The sequence below is a fragment of the Ruegeria sp. CDSA089 genome (assembly GCF_059612205.1).
Genome location: NZ_JBXWQD010000001.1, coordinates 123,494 through 143,194 on the forward strand (window position 1 = coordinate 123,494; position 19,701 = coordinate 143,194).

Here is a 19,701-nt window from a genome sequence, read left to right on the forward strand (position 1 = left end):
CCATGTCATAGACAGATCGGAGAGCCCCACATGACCGAAGCCGAACATATTCTTCTGGATCTGTTGTCTTTGGAACGGCTTGAGGTTGATCTGTTTCGTGGCACAGGGTCGGGCGGTGAAACGCCGACGCGGATATTTGGTGGACAAGTCGTCGCCCAGGCCCTGTCTGCTGCATACCGTACCGTGGAAGACCGTCTGTGCCATTCTTTGCACGCCTATTTCATTCGCCCCGGCGATCCGTCAATTCCCGTTATTTATCAAGTGGATCGGGCCCGAGATGGAGGTTCTTTCACCACCCGCCGAGTCATTGCGATCCAACACGGGAAACAAATCCTTAACATGTCGGCCTCCTTCCATATTGCAGATGACGGCTGGGACCACCAGCATACAATGCCCGACATCTCCGGCCCCGAGGGATTGCCCGCGCGGTCCGAGGTCAGACGACAATATCTGGATCGCGTTCCCGAACGTCTGCGATCCGAGCTGATGCGCGACCGTCCGATCGATGTACGCGAAGTCCACCATCTGGACCTGTTCGCGCCTGACAAGTCCGACGATCGAAACGCCATTTGGTTTCGAATGAACGCCGCACAGGGCAGGGACCAAATCACCCAGCAATTGCTGTTGACCTATGCTTCGGACATGTACCTGCTCAGCTCGGGACTAAGACCCCACGGCCTGAGTTGGTTTACCGGTGAGGTCAACGGAGCCAGCCTGGATCACGCCCTGTGGTTCCACGCGCCAGTGCATTTCGACAAGTGGCATCTGTATTCAATGGATTCGCCTTGGGGCGGCCGCGGCCGCAGTTTCAATCGTGGCTCAATCTATACTCAGGACGGCACATTGGTGGCATCTGTCGCACAGGAAGGGTTGATGCGACGGGCGCGGTAGACTGATCAACTATCCTCGATAAACATTTGATTTAACTTCTGCATTCCGCCCAGCCACCGGTCATAGTCCGTCGCTTTATGGCGCATATAGTCCAGAACCTGCGGATGCGGCAGGATCAGAAACTGCTCTGCTTCAATGGCTTGAACACAGGCTTCCGCGACCTCGGACGGCTCCAACATACCGTCGATCGACGCGACAGACACTTCATGTCCCTTGGTCATGTCTGAACGCACCGCCTGTGGGCACAGAACCGAAACTTTCAAACCCTTGCGCCCATATGTCAGCGCCAGCCACTCGGCAAAACCAACGGCTGCGTGTTTTGTGACGCCATACGGCGCAGCACCGGGTTGATTCAACAGCCCGGCAGCCGATGCGGTCATCAAAAAATAACCGCCGCCGCGTGCCAGCATCTTTGGAACCAGATGTCGCGCGGCCCAGACATGGGACATGACATTGATCTTCCACGTCCGATCCCAATCCGCATCGGGTGTATCAAAACCGCCAAGCGTCAAAATCCCGGCATTCGCGCAAAACAGATCAATTGGCGCGATCTGATCTTCAACGGTATCGATCAAAGCCTTCACATGATCTTCGCTGGACACATCGCAGTGCAGAGAGTGACCACCGATAGAACGCGCAACGCGTTCCGCTGCGTCCAGGTCAACATCCGAGCAGACGACCGTTGCACCAAGCTGCGCAAACCGTTCGGCGAGACCTTTACCAATACCACCAGCGGCGCCGGTTATGACGATGGTTTTTCCGTTCAATTGCATTTTGCGCTCCTGAAGTGGTTATCAGGAGAGCATCGTAAGGCTTTGAGGAACTGTGCAAAGTTCAAATCACGCGCAGGCATTATTTTACCATAATACCAATTACACGAAACTCAATAGAAGGCTTGCAGGCCCGTTTGCGCACGCCCCAGGATCAACGCATGCACGTCATGCGTCCCCTCGTAGGTGTTCACGGTTTCCAGATTGACCATATGGCGGATCACCTGGAATTCCAGCGAGATACCGTTGCCCCCATGCATGTCCCGTGCCATCCGCGCGATGTCCAACGCTTTTCCGCAATTGTTGCGTTTTACGATCGAGATCATCTCGGGCGCAGCAGCAGCGTCATCCATCAAACGACCAACACGCAGGCTGGCTTGCAAACCAAGCGCGATTTCGGTCTGCATGTCCGCCAGTTTGCGTTGGAACAATTGTGTCTGCGCCAAGGGTTTGTCGAATTGCTTGCGATCCAGCCCGTATTGACGCGCCGCGTGCCAGCAGCATTCCGCGGCCCCCATGGCACCCCAACTGATACCATACCGGGCGCGATTGAGGCAGCCAAACGGTCCTTTCAACCCCTGTACGTGGGGCAGCAAAGCGCCCTCGTCAACCTCAACTCCGTCCAGCACGATTTCGCCGGTAATCGAGGCGCGCAGGCTCATCTTGTTCTGGATCTTCGGCGCGCTCAGGCCGTTCAGGCCTTTTTCAAGCACAAAGCCCCGGATCTTCCCGTCATGTGCGTCGGACTTGGCCCAAACGACAAAAACATCAGCGATCGGAGAGTTTGAAATCCACATCTTGCTACCGGTCAAACGGTAGCCGCCGTCGATCTTTTCCGCTCGGGTTTTCATACCCGCTGGGTCAGAGCCCGCATCGGGCTCTGTCAGGCCAAAGCAACCGATCCATTCACCACTGGCCAGTTTCGGCAGGTATTTGCGGCGCTGTTCTTCACTGCCATAGGCATAGATCGGGTACATCACCAATGAACTTTGCACCGACATCATCGAGCGATAGCCGGAATCCACACGCTCAACCTCGCGCGCGACAAGACCGTAGGCGACATACCCTGCCCCGATACCCCCATATTCTTCGGGAATCGTGGTGCCCAGCAGGCCCATTTCGCCCATCTCGCGGAAAATCCCGGGATCGGTTTCCTCGTTCTGAAACGCTTCCAGAACCCGCGTTTGCAGTTTCTCCTGCGCATAGGCCCGCGCGCTGTCGGCGATCATCCGTTCGTCTTCAGTCAACTGATCAGACAGGCGAAATGGGTCCTCCCACGCAAATCGCCCAAGGTCCGGCGCATCTTTGGCACGCAAGGTCGGTTTGGTATCTGGGGCGTTCATGGGGCTTCTCCGCTCTGTCAGCTTCGGCGCAACCTAACCCGGTGATGCGCCAAAGGACAGAAAGAGTTTTGCATTTCCTCATGAGTAAAACTCATAGGGTAGCGCGCACCCTACCCCAACGCGTATCCCGCGCCGCGAACGGTTCGAACAGGGTCGTCGCCGCCATGTTGCGTCAAAGCTTTACGCAAGCGACCGATATGGACGTCCACCGTTCGGGTGTCGACATAGATATCGCGACCCCAAACCCGATCGAGCAATTGCTCACGGCTCCAGACGCGGCCCGGTTTCTCCATAAACGTGCTCAGCAGCCGAAATTCAGTCGGGCCCAGTTTCAAAGGCTTGCTGCCGCGGCTGACCTTGTGAGTTTCAGAGTCCAGAATGATATCGTCGAATTCCAATCGGATACCAACCGTCGCCGGGCGCACGCGGCGCAGTTGCGTCCGCACCCGTGCCATTAGTTCAACCACCGAATAGGGTTTGACTACATAGTCATCAGCACCGGTTTCCAGACCGCGCACCTTATCGACCTCTTCAGTGCGGGCCGATAGCATGATGATCGGAATCGAGCGTGTGTCAGGGCGTGATTTGAGGCGGCGGCAGACTTCGATCCCGCTCAGGTTGGGCATCATCCAATCCAAGACAATGATGTCCGGGCTGTCTTCGTCCACCAGTAACATGGCTTCGTCGCCATTAGCCGCCTTGGATACGCGGAACCCTTCCGCTTCAAGATTGTAAGCCAGCACTTCACGCTGGGCCAGTTCATCCTCGACCACCAGCACTGTGGGTTGATCGGCAGACATCTCAGAAATCTCCTCAGACGGATTGCGAGGTTACATCGGCCTTTGGCCGCGCTTCGGCGGGGCGTTCGCCGGTCACCAGATACACGACCTGCTCGGCGATTGCGGTGACGTGATCGCCCATACGCTCGATATTCTTGGCGATGAAATGCAGATGCATACAGGACGAGATGTTGCGCGGATCTTCTGCCATGAAGGTCAGAAATTCGCGGAACAGACCATTATACATCTGGTCCACTTCTTCATCGCGGTTGATCACGTCGGTCGCCAATTCTGCGTCACGCTGGATGTACGCGTCCAGCGCGTCGCGCAGCATATGCTCGACTTCACGCGCCATGCGACGCAAGGCTGCGGCGCTACCGTTGATCTCACCCGCATTAACCAGAACCGTGGTACGTTTGGCGATGTTCTTGGAATAATCGCCAATGCGTTCAAGGTTGCCAGAGACTTTAAGAACCGACAGAACCAGACGCAGATCGCTGGCTGTTGGCGCACGCAGCGCGATCAGGCGGGCGGTTTCCTCGTCGATCAGTTCCTCAAGCGCGTCGATGGCCTTGTCGCCTGCGCGGACCTGTTGCGCCAGTTCCTCGTCGCGCGTTTCCAGCGACCGGGCCGCACCCATGATGGCGGCTTCGACCAGCCCGCCCATCTTCATGATGTGGGCCTGAATGGCTTCTAGATCGCGGTCGAAGGCGGATGCAATATGTTGTTCGGTCATGATCAGATACCTGTCCTCAGCCGATCCGGCCGGTGATATAGCTTTCGGTGCGGGGATCTTCGGGGTTGGTGAAGATCTGACCCGTCTCGCCGAACTCGACGAGGTTGCCCAGATGGAAGAATGCGGTTTTCTGGCTGACTCGCGCGGCCTGCTGCATCGAGTGGGTCACAATCACCACCGAATAACGCGAGCGCAACTCGTCAATCAGTTCTTCGACCTGCGCAGTTGCAATCGGGTCCAGGGCCGAGCAAGGCTCGTCCATCAGCAGAACCTCGGGCTCGGTCGCGACGGCGCGGGCGATGCACAGGCGCTGCTGCTGACCACCCGACAGGCCGGTGCCGGGGGCGTCAAGACGATCCTTGACCTCATCCCAGATCGCACCGCGACGCAGGGATTTCTCAACGATCTCATCCAGTTCCGCCTTGTTCTTGGCAAGGCCGTGGATGCGCGGGCCGTAGGCTACGTTGTCATAGATCGACTTAGGGAAAGGGTTCGGCTTCTGGAACACCATGCCCACTTTGGCGCGCAGCTGTACCGGATCGACGCGCTTGTCATAGATATCCTCGCCATCCAGCAGGATATCGCCCTGAACCCGGCAGATGTCGATCGTGTCATTCATCCGGTTCAAGCAGCGCAGGAAGGTAGACTTGCCGCAGCCCGACGGGCCGATAAAGGCGGTCACGGTCTTGTCTTCAATCTCGACGTTGACGTCTTTGATAGCGTGCGTCTCACCGTAGTAGACCTGCACATTATTCGCGGCGATCTTGATGGCTTTGGAGTCCACGGCTCTCTCCACTCGTGTCATGTCGTTCATAATAAGCCCCTTACCAGCGGCGTTCAAAGCGGCGGCGCAGGATGACCGCGATGGTGTTCATTGTCACAAGGAAGATCAACAGGATGATGATCCCTCCCCATGCGCGTTCGTAAAAGGCCGGGTCAGCGCGTTTGGACCATTCGTAGATCTGCGCCGGCATGGCCGAGTTCGGTGACAGGAAGCCCGCCACCAGCCCGTCGGGCGGGTTCGAGGCGATAAAGCCCACCATCCCGATCAGCAGCAGCGGCGCGGTTTCCCCCAGCGCCTGCGCCAGACCGATGATGGTGCCGGTCAGAATACCGGGCGCGGCCAGCGGCAAGACATGGTGGAACACCGCCTGCATTTTCGAGGCCCCTACCCCAAGTGCGGCATCGCGGATCGACGGCGGAACCGCCTTCAACGACGCACGCGTCGAGATGATGATCGTCGGCAGAGTCATCAGCGTCAGAACCAGACCACCCACCAGCGGTGCCGAGGTCGGCAGATGCATGTAGTTGATGAACACGGCCAAACCCAGAATACCGAACACGATCGACGGCACGGCGGCCAGGTTCGAGATATTCACCTCGATGATATCGGTCAGCCGGTTCTGCGGCGCAAACTCCTCAAGATAGATCGAGGCGGCCACCCCAATCGGCAGCGCCAAAGCCAGCACCACGAACATCATGAACAGCGAGCCCAGCATCGAAACACCGATCCCCGCAGCCTCGGGCCGTTGGTCGGACGCGTCCGAGCCGAAGATGAAATCGGGGTTGAACGCCTTATACAGCACGCCCGCATCCCGCAGTTGATCTACGAAATCCAGCTGGGCAACCGTGATGCTTTTGTCATTGGCGATGGATTCGCGGGTCACGCGACCCTTCATATAGCCATCGACACGGCTGTTGACCAAAAAGCGGAAGCTGACCGTCTTGCCGATCTCATCGGGGTTGGCGATCACATAGTTCCTCAGCTCGGCCTGTGCGGCTTTGGACAGGATTTTGCCCATCTCCTTGGGCGAAAGATCGGTCTGGATACCCAGCTCTTGCACTTCCGTCTCAATCGCCGAGGCGATCAGCGGCGCGTAGCCAAAGGTCGAGACCTTCTTGATATCCTCGATATTGCGGTTGCCCTTCTTGTCCAGTTTGTCTTCTTTCAGCTCAACATTCAGTTCAAGAAACGTCTGCTGGAACGCGCCGGTGCCTGCGGTCACAATGTTTGTGACCAGCACGATCAGCATCAGCAGGCCGATACCGATGGCAGCAATCCCATACATCTTAAACCGGGATTCGGCTGCATTGCGCTTTTTGGTCCGTGCGTCTTGCTCGAACAAGGACCCCTTTTTGGGTTTCGCAGCCGGAGCAGCAGCGGGCGTTTGGGAAATATCGGTCATTCGTACTGCTCCCGGTATTTGCGTACGATGTAGAGGGCAAAGATGTTCAGCCCCAACGTAATGATGAACAGGGTCAGACCCAGCGCGAACGCAACCAACGTTTCAGGGCTGGCAAAGTCGGTATCGCCGGTCAACTGGCTGACGATCCGAGTGGTGATCGTGGTCATTGCCTCGAACGGGTTGCCCGAGAATTTGGCGATTGCACCGGCAGCCATCACCACGATCATCGTCTCACCGATGGCGCGGCTGGCGGCCAGCAAGATCGCTCCGACGATCCCCGGCAGCGCGGCCGGCAGCACCACCTGACGGACAGTCTCGGAATGCGTCGCGCCCAGCCCCAGAGAGCCATCGCGCATAGACTGCGGCACCGCATTGATGATGTCATCGGACAGCGACGACACGAACGGGATCAGCATGATGCCCATAACCAAACCCGCAGTTAGCACCGCGTTCGAGCTGGCCATCCAGCCCACTCCCAGCGCCCCGCCTTCGCCGAACATCGACACCAGCGCAGGACCAACCGTCAGCAAGGCAAAAAGACCATAAACGATGGTCGGGATACCGGCGAGGATCTCTAGCAATGGCTTGGCAATGGAGCGGGTCGCGCCTGAGGCATATTCCGACAGGTAAATCGCGGCGAACAGGCCAATCGGCACCGCCACCAACAACGCGATCACCGAGATATAGAGCGTGCCCCACAGAAGCGGCAGGATCGACAGTTCCGAGCCGCCACGGAAGTTCGGGGCCCATGTGCTACCGAAGAAGAAGTCTTTCCACGAGTGCAGTTGGAAGAAGTTCAGCGTCTCGAAGAACATGGACAAAACGATGCCCACCGTTGTCAGGATCGCAATCGAAGCCGCCAGCAGCAACAGCGCCAGAACGCCTTGTTCCACTACGTTGCGGGCGCGGAATTCCTTGTGCGTTCGGATATAGGCAAAGGCTGCACCAAACAGCGCGACGATCACAACGATCACCTGCATGGCTATCGTTCCGGTCGACGTCATGCTGCGGTATTTCTGGGCCGCGACCAGAATAGGTTTGGTAATCTCCTGTGTCAGGACCTGACCTGAGTCTTTCAACGTCTGGGTCAGCTCCGCAATATCGGCATCGGCATTCCCAGCCTGCGCTTCGCTCAGCGCGCCGGTCGCAACGGCCCCGGCCAACCCGTTCGAAACGCGCCGAACCTCGCTCATGATCAGGCCGCGGTCAGCGCCTTCAGGGATCGCGTGGTCGGGGATCATGCCGGTGACTGTGCTGTTTACGATCATCGGCTGCGCCAGCAACCAGACGACCAAAATGCCAAGCGCCGGCACCAGCGCCGTCAGCGCAACATTATAGCCATAGTACGACGGCAGAGAGTGCAGATCGCGCGCGTCTCCTCCTGCGCTTGCAAGGGCGCGGGACCGCCCTGCGAAATATCCGATCACTGCGAATGCAAGCAGGATGAGCAACAGCCAGGATAGTGCCATGGGAACTCCGTCGGAATGGCTGGAGAAGAGTCAAAAAGAACCGGGGCGCGCATAAACCGCCCCGGTTCCATAAGCAAGGGTGATTAGGAGCCGCCGCCCAGAACGGTTTCGTTCGCAACAGCTTCCTGAACTTTGACCAGCTCGGGATCCGAAACCAGGCCGTATTCAGCCAACGGACCATCGGGGCCTGCGATCTCGTCGGCGACGAAGAACTCAGCATATTCTTTCAGGCCGGGGATCACGCCAATATGCGCTTTCTTCACGTAGAAGAACAGCGGACGCGAGACCGGGTATTCGCCGGTTGCGATCGACTCGGTGGTCGGAACAATGCCGGACATGGTTGCAACTTGCAGCTTGTCGGTGTTGTTTTCGTAGAAGGCCAGACCAAAGACGCCGATGCCGTCTTTGTTGCTGTCGATACGCGCCAGAGTTTCGGTATAGTCGCCGTCGATGTCGACCGAAACGCCGTCCGTACGCAGGGCGATACAGGCTTTCTCGGCGGCTTTCTTGTCGTCGCCGTTGGCTGCTTTGTAAACGTCAAAGTCGCCCAGGTGCTCACAACCGGCCAGGATCACCTTGTCTTCAAACACTTCACGGGTGCCGTGCTTGGTGCCCGGGATGAAAGCTGCGATCGGCTGCGCCGGGAAAGCAGGGTTTACGTCGGCCCAGGTTTTGTTCGGGTTGTCGACCAGCTGACCGTCAACAACGATCTGTGCGGACAGGGCTTTGTACCAGTCTTCCGGCGTGAACTCGAACGAGTTGCCATTGATGTCTGAGGCGAAAACGATGCCGTCATAACCGATCTGAACTTCGATGATGTCGGTCACGCCGTTTTCGGCACAGGCTTTTACTTCTTTTTCACGGATGGCGCGCGAAGCATTGGCAACGTCGATGGTGTTTTCGCCAACACCTTCGCAGAAACGCTTCAGGCCAGCCGAGGAACCGCCCGATTCAACAACAGGGGTCGGGAAGTCGAAGTTTTCACCGAAGGCTTCGGCAACGATCGAAGCGTAAGGCAGAACGGTCGAGGAACCGGCAACCTGAACCTGATCACGTGCAGCAGCGGTAGTGGCCGAAACGGCAGCAATCGCCAGAGCAGAAGCCGACAGTTTTACAAAGGACATCTCAGTCTCCTTGAGAATGGTTGTTTTTGATCACCCCCATGATGATCTTGCCGGCACCCCTAAGAGCCGTGCGTAAGCCTTTTGTGACAGGTTTGTAACGGTTTCATGACAAACTGGCAGATTCAGCTATGACTTTGTGACAATTCCGGTATGCCGGGCGTTAAGCCTGAGCTTCTTCCGGCTTTTGCTGCGGCAAAATCACTGTAAAAACAGAGCCTTTGCCCAACTCGCTTTCCACTCGCAAGCGCCCGCGATGCCGATTGACGATATGTTTTACGATCGCCAGCCCCAAACCGGTTCCACCCAATTGCCGGGACCTGTGATTGTCCGCCCGGTAGAATCGCTCGGTCAAACGCGGCAGGTGAGTCGGGTCGATACCCGGCCCCTTATCCGAAATCTGAACCCGCGCAGCCGGGCCGCGCATGGCAGTGTCCCGTTCGAAAGACTGAATTCGTACTTCAACCAAGCCGCCGCTACCGCCGTATTTGATTCCGTTCTCGATCAGGTTGGTAAAAACCTGCCGCAACTGATCGCTGTCACCGATCAAGGACACCGGTCCCTGGGGATCATCGGTAAGGCGAAGTTCTACTTCCGCATCCTCGGCCAGTGGCCGCAGGGAATTTATCGTGGATTGGAGCAAGCCCGACAGGTCCAGCTCCTCTCGTGGCCGCACCCGTTCTTCGCTTTCGACCCGGTTCAGCGACAGCAAATCCCCTACCAGCCGGTTCATGCGGTTGGCCTCATCCGTCATGATCTGAAGAAAGCGCGCGCGCGCGGCAGCATCTTCGCGGGCGGGGCCGCGCAGGGTTTCTATAAAGCCCATCAACGCGGTCAGCGGCGTGCGCAGTTCGTGACTGACATTGGCGACAAAATCGCGCCGCATCTGACTGGCCTGTTCAAGATGGGTCACATCCTGAAAAACAGCCAGAACAGCCCCGCCTGAGACAGCGCCAACACCGTTCATATAGCGGCACTCTACCTCGAACGTGGTGTCCTGAGCGCCGTCATTTGCAAGGTGGCGCGTCTTCGCCCGCCCCTTGTCACGCAGGCTTTGCTCCATCGCCTCAATCACCTGCGGCTGACGCAGGATGGTGGCAAAATGACGGGTGACGATGTTTTGCCCAAGCAACGTCCGTGCATCTGTATTGGCCGCTATGATCCGCTCGGTCTGGTCGACCATCAGGGCAGGTAGGGGAATGGCCGACACAATTTCGGCAAGCAGATCGTCTGACATCGTTGGTACTCGGTGATATTCGAGAGCGTTCTAGGACACGGGTGTCAAAGTTTCACGAAACTTGCGCATGTTTTCCTGATAATGCAGCGCGCTGAACGTGATCTTTCGCGCCGCAGCCGCATCCAATTCTCGCACCACCTTGCCCGGCGATCCCATCACCAGCGAATTATCCGGGATTTCTTTTCCTTCTGTGATCAAGGCCCCTGCCCCGATCAGGCAATTCTTGCCGATCTTCGCACCGTTCAGGACAATTGCGCCCATCCCGATCAGAGTATTTTCCCCGATCGTGCATCCATGCAGCATGACCTTATGCCCAATGGTGCAGTTCTTGCCGATCGTCAGCGGATAGCCCGCATCAATATGCATCACGCAGTTTTCCTGCACGTTGCTGCCTTCGCCCACCCGGATCTCTTCATGATCGGCGCGTATGGTGCAGCCAAACCAGACCGAGGCCCCCTGCTCCAGCACCACCTTCCCAATCAGGTTCGCATCGGGCGCGACCCATGTGTCCGCGTGGATTTGCGGCGTGTGCGGGCCGAGGGCGTAGACGGTCATGACAATTCCTCAAATTCGTTTTGCAGCGTGCGAACGTGGTTTTGCAGCACCGGTTGCTGAATACGCCGCATCCGTTCGGCGCTGACGATGGTTTTCAGCTTTTCCTCGGTCGCGTCCAGATCGTCATTCACCAGAACATAGTCGTAATAGCCCCAGTGGCTGATTTCATCCCAACTTTTCAGCATCCGCTTGGCGATCACGTCGGCGGCGTCCTGGCCTCGGCTTTCCAGCCGACGACGCAGTTCGGGGATCGAGGGCGGCAGTATGAAAATCGACAAAGCGTGCTTGCCAAGGTCCGAGTTGCGAATCTGCACCTCGCCCTGCCAGTCAACATCAAACAACACGTCTTTGCCGCTGTTGATCGACTCGCGCACCGGCCCCGCGGGTGAGCCATAGAAATTCCCGAATACATGCGCGTGCTCCAGCATCTGACCATCGGCGACCTGCTGTTTGAACGCATCCTCGCTGAGGAAGTAGTATTCACGGCCATGTTCCTCACCCGGACGTGGGGCGCGCGTTGTGGCCGAGACCGAGAATTCAAGGTCGCTGTCCCACTGCATCAGCCGCCGGGCCAAGGTGGATTTGCCCGCCCCCGAAGGAGAAGACAAAATGATAAGTAGGCCGCGTCGATCCGCCATAAGGGTGTTCCTGTCGTTATTCCACGTTCTGCACTTGCTCGCGCATCTGATCAATTACGGCTTTCAACTCAAGCCCTACCGAAGTCAGTTCGGCGCTTTGCGCCTTGGAGCATAAGGTATTTGTCTCGCGATTGAATTCCTGCATCAGAAAATCCAGCTTGCGCCCCACGGCCACATCCTGTGCCAGCAAGTCACGCGCGGCCGTGACATGGGTTCTGAGGCGGTCGATTTCCTCGGTCACATCCGCTTTGACCGCGATCAGCGCCAGTTCTTGCGCGACCCGGTCCGGATCTGCGCCTTGTGCGTTTTCCAACACGCGGGCCAGATTTTCGCGTAAGGCATCGGCCATCTTGTCCTTGCGCTGTTCGGCCAGCGCGGCGGCCTGATCGGTGAAAGCTGCAACCTGATCCAGTTGGCTGTCCAGAACCTTGGCCAGCGCCTGCCCCTCAGTCTCGCGCATGGCGATGAACTCGGCCAGAACGGTCGCAAATTCGGTGCTGAGCTGCTTTACCAGAGCGGTCGGATCATCCACATCGGCCCCTGCATCTAGCATGCCTTTCAGCGCCACCAAATCGGCAGCGCTTGGCGTTGCAAGTGCTACGCCAGCTTCCTCCGCCATCTGCTGGGTGCGCTTCACCGCCGCCAGGGCTGCGGCCATGGCCGTTTCGTTCAACACGATCTCAGGCGCGGATTCGTCCCGGTTCAAGCGCAGCGACAAGGTGACATTCCCCCGGCTCAGCGCCTTGGACATCTGCGCCCGCAGCGCCGCCTCCAGCCCGGTCAGCCAATCTGGAACGCGAATGCGCATGTCCAGCCCCTTGCCGTTGACGCTGCGCAGCTCCCACGTCCAGCTATGCGGCCCCAAAGCGCCTTTGCCCGAGGCGAAGCCCGTCATGGATCTGATCATAGCCGACCTTTCGTTATAGCCCATGGCCCTATTCCGGCAGCACCTAAAGCCAACCACCAGCGCAGGGCAAGAGTTTGCTGAGTTTGTCGCATCCAGTACGCAGTTAACCATTCATTAAAGAATTCCTCCAAAATTGTATTAACCCGTGTCAATCTGGTCGCTGTCGGGGGTGGTCAGTCGGTGATGTCCCCGATATGTGGCATTTTATGAAAATGACGGTCGATTGACGCTAGGGTGATGAAAATGAAGACGTTTTTCGGGAACGGTTCCGGGTCAAACTTTGGAAAGATCGTCGCAATGGATCGTTTTGACAGTGGGCGCAGCCTGTCCCCCATCCGGCAGGCTGAGGCATATTGGACAGCGTTGCTGACGGGCGACGGTGTGCCCATGCGGTCGCAGATTGATCCGCGCGGACTCGAGAATATTCTGGAATACACCTTCATCCTGGAACGCATCGCACCCGGTCTGGCAAGGTTTCGCCTTGCGGGCAGCCATCTGAACAACCTGGCAGGTATGGAGGTACGCGGAATGCCTCTGACAGCGTTTTTCGAACCCGGTGCGCGGACTCAAATCACCGACGTATTGGAAGAAGTCTTTGCCAAGCCCGCGATTGCCGAGCTTGGGTTGATCTCGCCCGGCGCACTGGGTCGCACCCGAATGCAGGCACGGATGATCCTTCTGCCCTTGAAAAGCGATCTGGGTGATGTCAGCCGCGTGTTGGGCGTGATGGTCAGCGACGGCGTGATCGGTGCAACCCCACGGCGCTTTGACGTCTCGGATCAGAAACTGCGCCCCGTCTCAGATGTTCAGGCCCCTCAAAAACCGGCACGGCCGTCTGTGGTTGGTTTTGCCGAAGATCAGACAGAATTCAAACGTCCGGGTTCGCACCTGCGGCTGGTCGTGTCGCGCGACGACTGAGTTCGGAACCCGATGTTATTTTAGAACCGGCAACCAGATCGTCTTGCCGGTTTTTTTGTCTCGCCCAACCTCGCCCTCGAACCGGCCATCGGCGCGCATACGGGTTCTTGGATTCTGGATCGGGTCGAGATTCTGCAAGTAAGGCGTCAGGCAGTAGAAACTCTGTGACGCCTTACGAGAATGCCGACGGCGCAAACGTGCCCAAAGGAAGCTCAGCCCAAACAACTTGGCCCCCTTTGGGTTCGCGTAAAGAAGCGCGCCGCCTTAGCCAACCGCACGTTTAGTGCGGTTACGGCGCAGGTTCGTCAGTTCTTCGGCCACAAGGAACGCCAGTTCCAGCGATTGCGACGCGTTCAAACGCGGGTCGCAAGCGGTGTGGTAGCGGTCCGAGAGGTCCTCTTCCGTCACTGCGCGCACGCCGCCAGTGCATTCGGTGACGTCCAGACCGGTCATCTCGAAATGCACGCCGCCGGGGACGGTGCCCTCGGCCTGATGGACGCCAAAGAAGTCGCGGACTTCGCGCAGGACCGAATCGAATGGGCGGGTCTTGTAACCCGTGGCCGACTTGATCGTGTTGCCGTGCATCGGGTCGCAGACCCAGGTCACATTGGCACCCTCTTCCTTCACGGCCTTGACCAAGCGCGGCAGATGCTCACCCGCTTTGCCTGCACCAAACCGCGCAATTAGGGTCAGGCGACCCTCTTCGTTTTCGGGGTTCAGCTTGGACATCAGAACCTTGAGGTCTTCGGCGGTCGTGGTCGGACCGCATTTCAGACCGATCGGGTTCTGTACGCCCCGGCAGAATTCCACATGCGCACCGTCGGGCTGACGGGTACGGTCGCCGATCCAGATCATGTGACCCGAGCCAGCCAGCCAGTTGCCAGAGGTCGAATCCAGACGAGTCAGCGCCTCTTCATATTCCAGCAATAGCCCTTCATGGCTGGTGTAGAACTCGACGGTCGAGAACTCATGCGTGGTATCGGCGTTGATCCCGGCGGCATCCATGAAGTCGATGGAGTCTTGAATGCGGTCGGCGATCTCCGAATATTTCTGCACGTCTTGATCGTCGGTGAAGCCCAACGTCCAGGAATGCACGCGGGTCATATCCGCAAAACCACCGGTCGAGAACGCACGCAGCAGGTTCAGCGTGGCCGCCGCCTGCGTGTAGGCTTGCAGCATCTTGGACGGATTCGGAATGCGGGCCTCGGGAGTGAAGGCCAACTCGTTGATGATATCACCACGGTAGCTGGGCAGTTCCACACCATCCACCACTTCGGTCGGGGCACTGCGCGGTTTGGCGAACTGACCAGCCATACGGCCAACTTTGACCACCGGCACCTTGGCACCATAAGTCAGAACCATCGCCATCTGCAGCATTACCTTGAACGTGTCACGGATCGCATCCGCGCTGAATTGTTCAAAGCTTTCAGCACAGTCGCCGCCTTGAAGCAGGAACGCCTCACCCCGTCCAGCCGCAGCCAGGTGCTGTTTCAACCGCCGTGCCTCGCCCGCAAAAACCAGCGGGGGATACTGGGCAAGCTGGGCCTCGACCTTGGCCAGCGCGGCCGCGTCGGTATAATCTGGCATCTGAACTCGGGGCTTGTTGCGCCAGTTCGTTTTTTGCCACTCGGTCATAGCTTTGATCTCCGCTGAAGTATTCAGGTCGTCTCTATACAAAATGCGTGACAGAGTGACCATATCCCAATTGCGCCCCCTTGACGTCGTAAACAAGCTTTGATCATGGTGGTTTTAATACGTGCCGCCGGACCTATCGTCCCCTGGCGGCGAATCAAGGACACCTCGCCATGCAAGAGCAACGCCAAGTTGTCACGGTGCAAGACACTGCGGCCAACCCTAAGAATTTCGTGTTTGTCCTTTTGGACAAGTTCTCTTTGCTGTCTTTTGCGTCGGCACTGGACAGCCTGCGCATCGCCAATCGTATGGCCGATAAAGAGCTGTACACCTGGACCTTTGCCGGTGAAGGCGGTGACACCGTTACATGTTCGGCTGGGGCCAACTTCAAACTTGATTCCGATCTCGTTGAACTTCAGCGCGATGCCGTGATCCTGATTTGCGGCGGCGTAGATGTTCAGAACGCCACCACCAAGAAGGTGCTGAATTGGGTACGACGCGAGGCGCGGCGGGGATTGAAAATTGGCGGGTTGTGTACAGCAGCCTTCACTCTGGCCAAGGCTGGTTTGATGGATGGCAAACGCGCGACAATCCACTGGGAGAATTCGGACAGCTTCATCGAGGAATTCGATGAGGTCGAACTGACGAAATCCGTGTTTCAGATCGACGGTAACCGGATGACGACGGCGGGCGGGACTTCGTCCATCGACCTTATGTTGAAGATCATCGCGGATGATTATGGTGAAGATCTGGCGAATGCAGTAGCGGATCAGATGATCTATTCGTCGATCCGCACGGATCAGGACACGCAGCGCCTGTCGACCCCCACCCGGATCGGGGTTCGGCATCCAAAGCTCAGCCAGGTCATCCTGATGATGGAAAAAAACATCGAAGAGCCGATCTCGCCCTCGATTCTGGCCAAAGACGTCGGAATGTCCACGCGTCAGCTGGAACGGCTGTTCCGGCGCTACCTGAGCCGCTCACCCAAGCGGTATTACATGGAGCTACGGCTGCACAAGGCGCGAAACCTGCTGATGCAGACCGATATGAGCGTGATCAACGTGGCGCTGGCCTGTGGCTTTGCCAGCCCGTCGCATTTCTCGAAATGCTACCGCGCCCATTACAACACCACGCCATATCGCGAGCGAGGCGCTCAAGGCGGGAAACTGTCTGTTTAACCCGGTGTCATCCGGTAAACCGCGCCCTGCCCGACAGAGATAAACCAGATCGCCCCGTCCGGCGCTTCCACAATATCGCGGACTCGTTCGGTCGCTGAACCCTCGATCTTTTCGACCTCGGTCAGGGGCGATCCTGCGAGACGGGCAATAAAGTCAAACTTCAGGGAGCCAACGAGTATATCGCCGGCCCATTGCGGCCATAGCTTGCCGGAATAAACCAACAGACCCGAGGGTGCGATGGACGGGTCCCAATAGAATTTCGGTTGTTCAAGCCCATCTTTGAAAGTGCCCTCGCCAATCTTCTTACCCGAATAGTGACGACCGTACGAAATGATCGGCCAGCCGTAATTCCGTCCGGGTTGGATCAGGTTCACCTCATCCCCGCCGCGCGCGCCGTGTTCTGCGGTCCACAAGCGGCCCTGGGCGTCTAAACCGGCCCCCTGTGGGTTGCGATGGCCATAGGACCAGATTTCGGGCCGAACATCCGGCTTCCCTACAAACGGGTTATTCGCAGGAACTGTTCCGTCACGGTTCACGCGGATCACTGAACCTATAGGGTTGGACGTTTCCTGCGCTTGGGGACGGTCGCCGCGATCCCCAATAGTGACAAATAAAGTGCCGTCGTTGGCCTCGACCACACGCGAACCGAAATGTCGACCACCGGACCCTCCGGGAACGGCTTCGAAGAGGACCCGCAGATTGGTCAGCCGATCCCCGCTTTCAGACAGCCGCGCCACGGCTAGGGCGGTACCGGCCCCACCCCGTTGAGGCTTTGAGAATGTCAGAAAAATCTCCCGGCTTTGCGTGAAATCACGGGCGATTGTCACATCCAGCAACCCACCCTGTCCGTTTGCCGCAACCTTTGGGGCACCGCGCACCTTCTTTGCCTTGCCATCCGAGACATACAGCAACTCTCCATCCCGTTCTGTCACCAGAAACGATCCGTCAGGCATAATTCCGACGGCCCACGGCGTATCCAGCCCCTGAACCATCGGCTCAACCTGCACTGAGCCCGAAGGGGTGCTTAAGACCTCAGCACGCAGCGGGACGCTTAGCAGCGTCAAAAGAAGAAGCGCAAATGCTCGGACCATCATTTTTCCCTTCAAAATCACTGCGTCAGCCCTATGAGACCAAATAGCTTTCCTTTGCGCAAAAACACGTTTGCGTTAGGACTTTTCTTTTCCGAGCAGCTTGCCTAGGGTCGTGACCAGAACGAATACGTTCACAATAGGGAGTAACCATATGAAAAAGCTGCTTACTGCAACTGCGGCATCCGCTCTGCTGGCTGGTCCGGCTCTGGCCGAAGATATCACGCTGGGCGTCCTGTTCGGCTTCACCGGCCCGATTGAATCTCTGGCCCCGGCGATGGGTTCAGGTGCGGAACTGGCAATGGCCGAAGTCACCGAATCCGGCAAGCTGCTGGACGGCACCAAGGTCAGCGCGTCCCGCGCGGATACTGGTTGTATTGACAATGGCCTGGCGACCTCGAACGGAGAGCGTATGATCGCAGATGGCGTTGCTGGCATCATTGGCGGCGACTGCTCGGGTGTGACCGGCGCGATCCTGCAGAACGTCGCTATTCCAAACGGCATGGTGATGATTTCGCCATCGGCGACTTCGCCCGGCCTGTCGACCATGGAAGACAACGGCCTGTTCTTCCGCACCGCGCCCTCGGATGCGCGTGAAGGTCAGGTGATGGCGGACATCCTGAATGACCGTGGCATCAGCTCGATTGCACTGACCTACACCAACAACGATTACGGCAAGGGTTTGGCAGACGCGATCCAGTCCTCGTTTGAGGCGTCAGGTGGCGAAGTGACCATCGTTGCCGCACACGAAGACGGCAAGGCCGACTACTCGGCCGAAGTGGGCGCGCTGGCCTCGGCCGGTGGCGACATTCTGGTTGTCGCGGGTTATCTCGACCAAGGTGGTTTGGGTATCATCCAGTCGGCACTGGACAGCGGTGCGTTTGACACGTTCGGTCTGCCCGGCGGCATGATCGGTGACTCGCTTCCCAACAATGTTGGCCCCGACCTGAACGGCTCGTTCGGTCAGATCGCCGGTTCGGGTGGCGAGGGCGCCGAGAAGTACTTTGCAATGGCTGAAGCCGCCGGTTTCGACGGTTCGTCGCCTTATTCGCCGGAAGCCTATGACGCAGCTGCGCTGTTCATGCTGGCCATGCAGGCCGCAGGCTCGACCAGCCCCGCCGATTACGGCAGCAAGATCATGGACGTCGCCAACGCACCGGGTGAAAAGATCTACCCAGGTGAGCTGGCCAAGGGTCTGGAACTGCTGGCCGCAGGTCAGGACATCGACTATGTCGGCGCGTCCGGCGTTGAGCTGATCGGCCCCGGCGAAAGCGCGGGTTCGTACCGCGAGATCGAAGTGACCGACGGCGAGAACAAAACCGTCAACTTCCGTTGATCCAAGGTTAACAGTCATAAAAACAAGCAGCCCGGGCCTTGTGTCCGGGCTGTTTCAATGACAAAAGCCCGCACCATTCGTACAGGGATGTGGCAACAACGCCGGAAAACGGCGGCTAGGGGAAAAGATGATCGTCGTCGAAGACGTGCACAAGCATTTCGGCGGGTTTCATGCGGTGGACGGGGCATCGCTGGAAATCCAAAAGGGCTCGATCACCGGTCTGATCGGGCCGAACGGGGCCGGAAAAACCACTCTGTTCAATGTGATCGCGGGCGTTCTGCCGCCGACCAGCGGGAAGGTCCATATGGATGGTGAGGATATCACCGGCCTGCCCCCGCATGAGCTGTTTCACAAGGGCCTGCTGCGCACCTTCCAGATTGCGCATGAATTTTCTTCGATGTCCTGCCGCGAGAATCTGATGATGGTGCCGGGTGCGCAATCAGGTGAATCGCTTTGGAACACGTGGTTCGGGCGCAAACGCATTGCCGATGAAGAACGCGCATTGAAGGCCAAGGCCGATGAGGTACTGGAGTTCCTGACCATCGAACATCTGGCCGATCACAAGGCCGGTCAGGTCTCGGGCGGGCAGAAAAAACTGCTGGAACTGGGTCGCACCATGATGGTCGACGCCAAGATCGTGTTTCTGGACGAAGTTGGTGCAGGGGTGAACCGTACCCTACTGATGACCATCGCCGACACAATCCTGCGCCTAAACAAGGAACGCGGCTATACCTTTGTGGTCATCGAACATGACATGGATTTCATCGGCAAAATCTGCGACCCGGTCATCTGTATGGCCGAAGGCAAGGTGCTGGCCGAAGGTACTCTGGACGAGATCAAGGCCAATGAGCACGTGATCGAGGCCTATCTGGGCACGGGCCTGAAAAACAAAGACAAGCTGGAGGCCCAAACATGAC

General features: G+C 57.9%; 19 protein-coding genes. 5 read left to right on the forward strand and 14 right to left on the reverse strand.

Annotated features, from left to right (window positions below; genetic code table 11):
* The first annotated feature begins 30 nt into the window (after positions 1–30).
* Entirely contained in the window at positions 31–891 is an 861-nt protein-coding gene (locus AC2FJ6_RS00660) for an acyl-CoA thioesterase (protein ID WP_170769751.1), read from the forward strand.
* A gap of 5 nt (positions 892–896) precedes the next feature.
* Here the strand turns inward: AC2FJ6_RS00660 and AC2FJ6_RS00665 are convergent, their stop codons facing one another.
* The 12 genes from AC2FJ6_RS00665 to AC2FJ6_RS00720 form a co-directional block, all read right to left on the reverse strand.
* Entirely contained in the window at positions 897–1,664 is a 768-nt protein-coding gene (locus AC2FJ6_RS00665) for an SDR family oxidoreductase (RefSeq protein ID WP_170769752.1), read from the reverse strand.
* Positions 1,665–1,774: 110 nt separating this feature from the next.
* Positions 1,775–3,004, reverse strand: a complete 1,230-nt coding sequence (locus AC2FJ6_RS00670) for an acyl-CoA dehydrogenase (protein ID WP_496668112.1) — start codon at positions 3,002–3,004, stop codon at positions 1,775–1,777.
* A gap of 110 nt (positions 3,005–3,114) precedes the next feature.
* Positions 3,115–3,804, reverse strand: a complete 690-nt coding sequence (gene phoB / locus AC2FJ6_RS00675; protein ID WP_170769754.1) for a phosphate regulon transcriptional regulator PhoB — start codon at positions 3,802–3,804, stop codon at positions 3,115–3,117.
* 13 nt (positions 3,805–3,817) lie between these two features.
* Entirely contained in the window at positions 3,818–4,519 is a 702-nt protein-coding gene (gene phoU, locus AC2FJ6_RS00680; RefSeq protein ID WP_170769755.1) for a phosphate signaling complex protein PhoU, read from the reverse strand.
* Between the two features lie 16 nt (positions 4,520–4,535).
* Positions 4,536–5,333, reverse strand: a complete 798-nt coding sequence (pstB, locus tag AC2FJ6_RS00685; protein ID WP_170769756.1) for a phosphate ABC transporter ATP-binding protein PstB — start codon at positions 5,331–5,333, stop codon at positions 4,536–4,538.
* 10 nt (positions 5,334–5,343) lie between these two features.
* Entirely contained in the window at positions 5,344–6,705 is a 1,362-nt protein-coding gene (pstA, locus tag AC2FJ6_RS00690; RefSeq protein WP_170769757.1) for a phosphate ABC transporter permease PstA, read from the reverse strand.
* The gene (gene pstC, locus AC2FJ6_RS00695; protein ID WP_480552133.1) at positions 6,702–8,174 is read right to left on the reverse strand and encodes a phosphate ABC transporter permease subunit PstC; all 1,473 of its coding nucleotides are present in this window, start codon (positions 8,172–8,174) and stop codon (positions 6,702–6,704) included. The genes pstA and pstC overlap by 4 nt, the downstream gene beginning before the upstream one ends.
* A gap of 83 nt (positions 8,175–8,257) precedes the next feature.
* Positions 8,258–9,298: a substrate-binding domain-containing protein gene (locus tag AC2FJ6_RS00700; RefSeq protein WP_170769759.1), complete on the reverse strand. Its 1,041-nt coding sequence runs from the start codon at positions 9,296–9,298 to the stop codon at positions 8,258–8,260.
* Positions 9,299–9,458: 160 nt separating this feature from the next.
* On the reverse strand, positions 9,459–10,532 hold the full coding sequence (locus tag AC2FJ6_RS00705; protein ID WP_170769760.1) for a sensor histidine kinase: 1,074 nt from the start codon (positions 10,530–10,532) through the stop codon (positions 9,459–9,461).
* Positions 10,533–10,562: 30 nt separating this feature from the next.
* Entirely contained in the window at positions 10,563–11,087 is a 525-nt protein-coding gene (locus AC2FJ6_RS00710; RefSeq protein WP_496668114.1) for a gamma carbonic anhydrase family protein, read from the reverse strand.
* A complete protein-coding gene (gmk, locus tag AC2FJ6_RS00715) occupies positions 11,084–11,725 on the reverse strand; it encodes a guanylate kinase (protein ID WP_170769762.1) in 642 nt (213 codons plus the stop codon). Before gmk ends, AC2FJ6_RS00710 begins: the two co-directional genes overlap by 4 nt.
* A gap of 16 nt (positions 11,726–11,741) precedes the next feature.
* Entirely contained in the window at positions 11,742–12,620 is an 879-nt protein-coding gene (locus AC2FJ6_RS00720; RefSeq protein ID WP_496668116.1) for a YicC/YloC family endoribonuclease, read from the reverse strand.
* Positions 12,621–12,875: 255 nt separating this feature from the next.
* Here AC2FJ6_RS00720 and AC2FJ6_RS00725 point away from each other — a divergent pair, with 255 nt between their 5' ends.
* Positions 12,876–13,550: a PAS domain-containing protein gene (locus tag AC2FJ6_RS00725; RefSeq protein ID WP_480873855.1), complete on the forward strand. Its 675-nt coding sequence runs from the start codon at positions 12,876–12,878 to the stop codon at positions 13,548–13,550.
* Between the two features lie 264 nt (positions 13,551–13,814).
* On the opposite strand, the gene AC2FJ6_RS00730 is transcribed toward AC2FJ6_RS00725, so the two are convergent.
* Complete coding sequence (locus AC2FJ6_RS00730) at positions 13,815–15,185, reverse strand: class II 3-deoxy-7-phosphoheptulonate synthase (RefSeq protein ID WP_170769765.1); 1,371 nt, start codon at positions 15,183–15,185, stop codon at positions 13,815–13,817.
* Positions 15,186–15,355: 170 nt separating this feature from the next.
* Between AC2FJ6_RS00730 and AC2FJ6_RS00735 the strand changes: the two genes are divergently transcribed.
* On the forward strand, positions 15,356–16,360 hold the full coding sequence (locus AC2FJ6_RS00735) for a GlxA family transcriptional regulator (protein ID WP_170786786.1): 1,005 nt from the start codon (positions 15,356–15,358) through the stop codon (positions 16,358–16,360).
* Here AC2FJ6_RS00735 and AC2FJ6_RS00740 read toward each other — a convergent pair.
* On the reverse strand, positions 16,357–17,451 hold the full coding sequence (locus AC2FJ6_RS00740) for a PQQ-dependent sugar dehydrogenase (RefSeq protein ID WP_496668118.1): 1,095 nt from the start codon (positions 17,449–17,451) through the stop codon (positions 16,357–16,359). The two genes, AC2FJ6_RS00735 and AC2FJ6_RS00740, sit on opposite strands and share 4 nt — an antisense overlap.
* A 151-nt stretch (positions 17,452–17,602) precedes the next feature.
* On the opposite strand from AC2FJ6_RS00740, the gene AC2FJ6_RS00745 reads away from it, so the two are divergent.
* Positions 17,603–18,784 carry an ABC transporter substrate-binding protein gene (locus AC2FJ6_RS00745; protein WP_170769768.1) on the forward strand — a complete coding sequence of 394 codons (1,182 nt, stop codon included), beginning with the start codon at positions 17,603–17,605 and terminating at the stop codon, positions 18,782–18,784.
* A gap of 127 nt (positions 18,785–18,911) precedes the next feature.
* Positions 18,912–19,700 carry an ABC transporter ATP-binding protein gene (locus AC2FJ6_RS00750; RefSeq protein WP_170769769.1) on the forward strand — a complete coding sequence of 263 codons (789 nt, stop codon included), beginning with the start codon at positions 18,912–18,914 and terminating at the stop codon, positions 19,698–19,700.
* Position 19,701: the final 1 nt, after the last annotated feature.